Source organism: Nonomuraea sp. ZG12, from assembly GCF_052068115.1.
Lineage (GTDB): Bacteria > Actinomycetota > Actinomycetes > Streptosporangiales > Streptosporangiaceae > Nonomuraea.
The window spans coordinates 1-6,153 of sequence record NZ_JBQHCW010000065.1 but is presented as its reverse complement, the minus strand read 5'-3'; the positions used below and the strand labels follow the sequence as shown (position 1 = coordinate 6,153).

Genomic DNA, 6,153 nt, shown 5'->3' with positions numbered 1-6,153 from the left:
AACAACCCGCTCAGCCCCCCGCTCCGCCAGCCAACGCACCACCCGCACACCGATCGCACCAGTACCACCCGTCACCAGCGCCGTCCCCCGCGCCACCCACCCCCACCCACCGGCAGGAGCAGGGGAAGAGGAAGCGGGACCAGAAGCGAGGGGAGGACCAGAAGCGAGGGGAGGGGCGGGAGCGGGGACCGGAGCGAGGGCAGGAGCGGCGACGGGAGCGGGGGTGGGTCGGGCCAGTCGGCGGCCCAGCACTCCGGTGTCGCGGATGGCGACCTGATTCTCGCCGCAGCCGGCCAGCACCGCCGCCAGGCGGGCCTCGACCCGCTCGTCCCAGACCGGCGGCAGGTCGATCAGCCCGCCCCACCGGTCCGGATGCTCCAGAGCGGCCACCTGCCCCAGCCCCCAGACCTGAGCCTGGACCGGAGCCGTCAGCACGTCGGCCGGCCCAGCGGCCACCGCACCACGGGTCAGCACCCACAACGGCGCCGCCACCCCGGCATCCCCCAACGCCTGAACCAAGCCCAGCGTGCCCGCCACCCCAGCAGACACCGCATCGAGCCCCGGCAGCGCCTCCTCAGCCAGAGCCAGCAGCGACACAACCCCACCGAGGTCATGCGCAGTCGAGGGTGCTCCCCCGAGCGCGGAAGTGGGGGAATCAGGCACGGATCCGGCCGTGCCCAGAGCCTCGCCGATCCGGGCGGCGATCGCCGCCCGGCCCAGATCATCGAGGCTGAGCTCGACGAGCACCGCCCGCGCCCCCCGGGCCGTCAGCGCCCGGACACACTCCTGGGCCGGCTCGTCGTCGGCCGGACCGCTGATCACCAGCCAGGTTCCCGGCAGCCGGGCCGGGGACGGGTCGTTCACCGGCGCCCACGTCGTCCGGTACCGCCAGTGGGCGGTCACCGACTCATCCCGCTCCCGCCGCCGCCACGACCTCAAACCAGGCAGAACAGCGCCAAGCCGCTCCACGTCGTCCACGGCCAGCGTCTCGGCCAAGGCCCGGACGTCGCCGCCCTCGACCGCGGCCCAGAACCGGGCCTCGGCCGCCGAGCCGCCACCGCCGCCAACACCGACGACTGCGCCAGGCCGCATCAACTGGGGGCCGCCGGGCCAGAAATACTGATGCTGGAAGGCGTACGTCGGCAGCTCCACCACCTGCCCGGCCGGCAGCACGGCGGCCCAGTCGACGCGGACCCCCTGCACATGCGCCCGCGCCAGCGCGCCCAGCAGCGACTCCGGCGCCGGCGCCCGCCCGCGCAGCAGCGGGATGAACCCGTCACCGGCCCGGTCGGCGAGGATGGCCGGCCCCATGGCTGACAGCGTCGCGTCCGGGCCGATCTCGATGAACACCGTGATGCCCTGCCCGGCCAGGGTGGTGACGACGTCGGCGAACCGGACCGGCTGCCGAGCCTGCCGGGCCCAGTAGGCCGCCTCCGGGACCGCGATGACGTCACCGGTCAACGCACCCGCCCAGGTCAGGGTGGGCGCCATGTGCTCCAGCCCGGCCGCCACCCGGCCGAGTTCGTCCAGCACCGGATCCATCCAGGCCGAATGGAACGCGTGGCTCACCCGCAGCCGCCGCACCCGCCGGCCCCGCTCCCGCCACATCTCCAGCACCTGGTCCACGGCCTCGGCATCACCCGAGATCACCACCGAGGACGGGCCGTTCACCGCCGCCACCGAGACGCCGGGCCGGTCCTCCAGCACCGCGAGCATCTCGGCCTCGGTCACCGCCACCGCCGCCATCGCACCACCCTCGGGCAGCGCCTGCATCAACCGAGCCCGCGTACCGACCAACCGGCAGGCATCCTCAAGACTGAGGACACCGGCCGCGTACGCCGCCGCGACCTCCCCGACCGAATGACCGGCGACCGCCTCCGGGACGATCCCGGCCGCCGCCAGCAGAGCGACCAGCCCCACCTCGACCGCGAACAACCCGGCCTGCGCGAACACCGTCTGATCGGCCCGCGCGTCACCGTCCGCGCCCAGGACCACCTCCCGGATCGGCAGCCCGACCTCCGGCTCCAGCAGCTCGCACACCTGGTCGAAGGCCGCCGCGAACACCTCGGAGGCGGCGTACAGCTCGCGCCCCATCCCGGCCCGCTGAGCGCCCTGACCGGCGAAGACGAACCCGATCCGCGGCGACCCGGCGGGGGCCACCCCGCTGATCACGGTGCTCGCCGGCTCACCGGTCGCCACCGCCGTCAGCCCCGACAGCAGTTCGTCCCGGTCCGCGCCGACGATCACGGCCCGGTGCTCGAACACCGACCGGGCGGTCGCCAGCGACCAGCCCACATCGGCCGGGTCCAGAGCCGGGCGGGCGCGCACGAAGGCGGCCAGCCGATCCGCCTGAGCGGCCAGCGCGCCGGCGGTCCGGGCGGACACCAGCCACGCGGGCGCCGTCGCCAGCGCGGCGGGCCCGGTCTCGTCCCCGACCGGCTCCTCGCCGCCGTGCCCGACCGGCTCCTCGCCGGCGGCCCCGGCCTGCGCCTCAGGTGGTGCTTCCTCGACGATGACGTGGGCGTTGGTGCCGCTGATCCCGAACGCCGAGATCCCGGCCCGGCGCGGTCGCCCGTTCACCGGCCAGGGCACGGGCTCGGTCAGCAGCCGCAGCCCGGAGTCGGACCAGTCCACGTGCGGGGAGGGCTCCAGCGAGTGCAGGGTCCTGGGCAGTTGCTGATGCCGCAGGGCCAGCACCATCTTCATCACCCCGGCCACCCCGGCGGCGGCCTGGGCGTGGCCGATGTTGGACTTCACCGAGCCCAGCCAGAGCGGCCGTCCGGCGTCCCGGTCCTGCCCGTAGGTGGCGGCGAGGGCCTGGGCCTCGATCGGGTCGCCCAGCACTGTGCCGGTCCCGTGCGCCTCCACCGCGTCCACGTCGGCCGGCCGCAGTCCGGCGTTCGCCAGCGCGGCCCGGATCACCCGCTGCTGCGAGGGCCCGTTGGGGGCGGTCAGCCCGTTGGAGGCGCCGTCCTGGTTCACCGCGGTGCCCCGGATCACGGCCAGGACGGGGTGACCGTTCGCCCGCGCGTCCGAGAGCCGTTCGAGCACGATCATGCCCGCGCCCTCGGCCATGCCCATACCGTCGGCGTCGGCCGAGAACGACTTGCAGCGCCCGTTCGCGGCCAGGCCGCGCTGCTTGGAGAAGCCGACGAGCTCGGCCGGGGTCGCCATGATCGTCACCCCGCCCGCGAGCGCCAGCCGGCACTCTCCCGAGCGCAGCGCCTGACCGGCCAGATGGACGGCGACCAGGGACGATGAGCAGGCCGTGTCCACGGTCAGTGACGGCCCTTCGAGTCCGAGGGTGTAGGAGATCCGGCCGGAGATGACGCTGCCGGCGTTCCCGGTCACCATGTGACCCTCCAGCCCGGCCGAGCCTTCCGGGGCCAGCTGCAGCCCGGTCGCGTACCCGGATCCGTAACCACCGGCGAAGACGCCGGTGGCGGAGCCGCGCAACGACCTCGGGTCGATCCCGGCCCGTTCCAGGGCTTCCCAGGAGGTCTCCAGGAGCAGCCGCTGCTGCGGGTCCATGGCCAGCGCCTCACGCGGGCTGATCCCGAAGAAGCCGGGATCGAACTGTCCCGCCTCGTGCAGGAAACCACCGGCCTGTACGTAAGCCGTACCGGGATGGTCGGGGTCCGGGTCGAACAGGTGGTCGATGTCCCAGCCGCGGTTGAGCGGGATTCCGGAGATCCCGTCGCCGCCGGACACCAGCATCTCCCACAGGCTCTCGGGACCGGTGATGCCGCCCGGGTACCGTCCGGCCATGCCGACGATGGCGATCGGCTCGTCGTTCACCGGCGCCGTGGTCACGGCGGCCGGGAGCGCCGGCAGGTCTCCCAGCAGTTCGGTACGCAGGTGAGCGGCCAGCACGAGGGGGGTCGGGTGATCGAACAGCAGGGTGGCCGAGAGCCTCATCCCGGTGGCCGCGCTGAGCTGGTTGCGCAGCTCCACGGCGGTGAGCGAGTCGAACCCCAGGTCGCTGAAGGCTCGGGCGGCGTCGACCGCCTCCAAGGAGGCGTAGTTCAGCACGGCGGCGGCCTCGGCCCGGATCAAGTCGATCAAGAGCCGGTCCTGCTCGGCCCGGGGCAGGCTCGACAGCCGCCGGGCGAGCTCGCTGCCGGCCAGGAGACCGTCGGGCCCGGCGTCGCTCCCCTGGGGCCGTGGCAGCCGGACGATCTGGGGCAGGTCGCGGACGAACGGGACGGTGTGCAGGTCGGCCATGCCGGGGGCGCCGGCCATCTCCGACCAGTCCACGTCCATGACGGTCAGCGCGGTGTCGTCGCCGTCGATGGCCTCGGCCAGGGCCTGGACGGCCAGGGCGGGGTCCATCAGGACCTCCCACCGGTTCCGGCTCAGCCGCGCCACGGTGGCCTCGCTGGCCTGGGCGACCCCGCCGCCGGCCCACGGGCCCCACGCCACCGACAGCGCGGTCCGGCCGCGACCGCGCCGGTTCTCGGCCAGCGCGTCGAGGAAGGCGTTGGCGGCGGCGTAGTTGCCCTGCCCGCCGCCGCCGAAGGTCGCGGCGGCCGAGGAGAACAGCACGAACGCGTCCAGGTCCAGGTCCGCCGTCAGCTCGTCCAGCAGGGCGGCGGAGGTGGCCTTCGCGGCCAGGACTGCGGCCAGCCGGGCCGGGTCCAGCCGGTCCAGGACGCCGTTGTCGACCACGCCGGCGGTGTGCATCACGCTCGACAGCGGCGAGCCGGTGACCGCGATCCGGTGCAGCAGTCCGGTGACGTCGTCGCGGCGGCCGGCGTCGCCTGCCACCACGTGCACGGTCGTACCGGCCGTGGCCACCTCGGCGGCCAGCGCGGCCACTCCGGCCGCGCCGGCGCCGGAGCGGCCGGCGAGCACGACCCGGTCGGCGCCCCGGCCGGCGAGCCAGCGGGCCACGTGGCCGCCGATCGCGCCGGTGCCCCCGGTGATCAGCACGGTGCCCCCGGGACGCCAGCGCGCGCCGCCGTCCCGGGGCAGCGGGGCCGGTACGAGCCGGCGCCCGAGGATTCCGCCGGGGCGCACGGCGGTCTGGTCTTCGCCCAGGTTCCCCGTCAGGACGGCGCAGAGCCGGTCCGCCGCCCGTTCGTCGAGCAGCTCGGGCAGGTCGACGAGGCCGCCCCACCGGTCCCGGTGCTCAAGGCTCGCGACCCGGCCCAGCGCCCAGATCTGCGCCTGTACGGGCGCGGCCAGGACATCGGCGGGGGCCGCCGCGACGGCACCCCGGCTCAGCACCCAGAGCGGGGCGCCGATCCCGGCGTCGCCCAGCGCCTGGACGAGCGACAGCGTGCCGGCGACGCCGACGGCGACGTCGGGGAACCGGTCGTGCGGGGTCTCGTCCAGGGCCAGCAGCGAGACCACGCCGGCGACGGGCGTGCCCGGCAGGGCCGCGGCGACGGTGTCCCGGTCGGTCTCGCCGACGGTGACCGGGACGACCTGCGCTCCGTGATCGGTGAGGATCTGCCGGAGCCGCTCGGTGAGGTCCTGGTCTGGGCCGGTGACGAGGAGCCAGGTGCCGGACAGGCGGCCCGGATCCGGGTCGGCGATCGGCGTCCAGGAGACCCGGTAGCGCCAGGATTCGGTGGCGAACCGTTCCCGCTCGCGCTTCCGCCACGACGTCAGCGCGGGGAGGACCTCGTCCAGGGGGTGCGGTTCGACGGCGAGGAGCCCGGAGAGCTCCTGGAGATCGGCGTTCTCGATCGCGGCCCAGAACCGGGCCTCGGTCTCACTCCGCGTCTCACCCGGCACAGGAGCGAGCTCGGCGGCGGCCGGGGACAGCCAGTACCGCTGACGGGCGAAGGCGTAGGTGGGCAGCTCGACGACGGGCGCGGCCGGGAGCACCGCCGTCCAGTCGACCTTCACCCCGCGTACGTGCACCCGGGCCAGCGCGGTCAGGAACCGGCGCGCGCCGGCGTCCTCCCGATCCAGCGTCCCGGTGATCAGCGAAGCGTCCGAGGCACCGGCCTCGTCGAGGGTCTCGGCGATCGCGGCGGTCAGCACCGCGTGCGGGGACACCTCAAGGAACGTGCGGTACCCGTCCCGGGCGAGGGCCTGCACGGCGTCCTGGAAACGGACTCGTTCCCGTACGTTCGCGTACCAGTAGCCGGCGTCCAGCTCCGTGCCGTCCTGGCGCTGACCGGTGACCGTCGAGAACAGCGG

Annotated in this window: 1 protein-coding gene; it reads right to left on the bottom strand. The window is 74.8% G+C overall.

The window, feature by feature from the left end:
• The coding region (locus ACTMTF_RS49180) for an SDR family NAD(P)-dependent oxidoreductase (RefSeq protein ID WP_441117004.1) at positions 1 to 6,153 on the bottom strand (6,153 nt) is incomplete at both ends.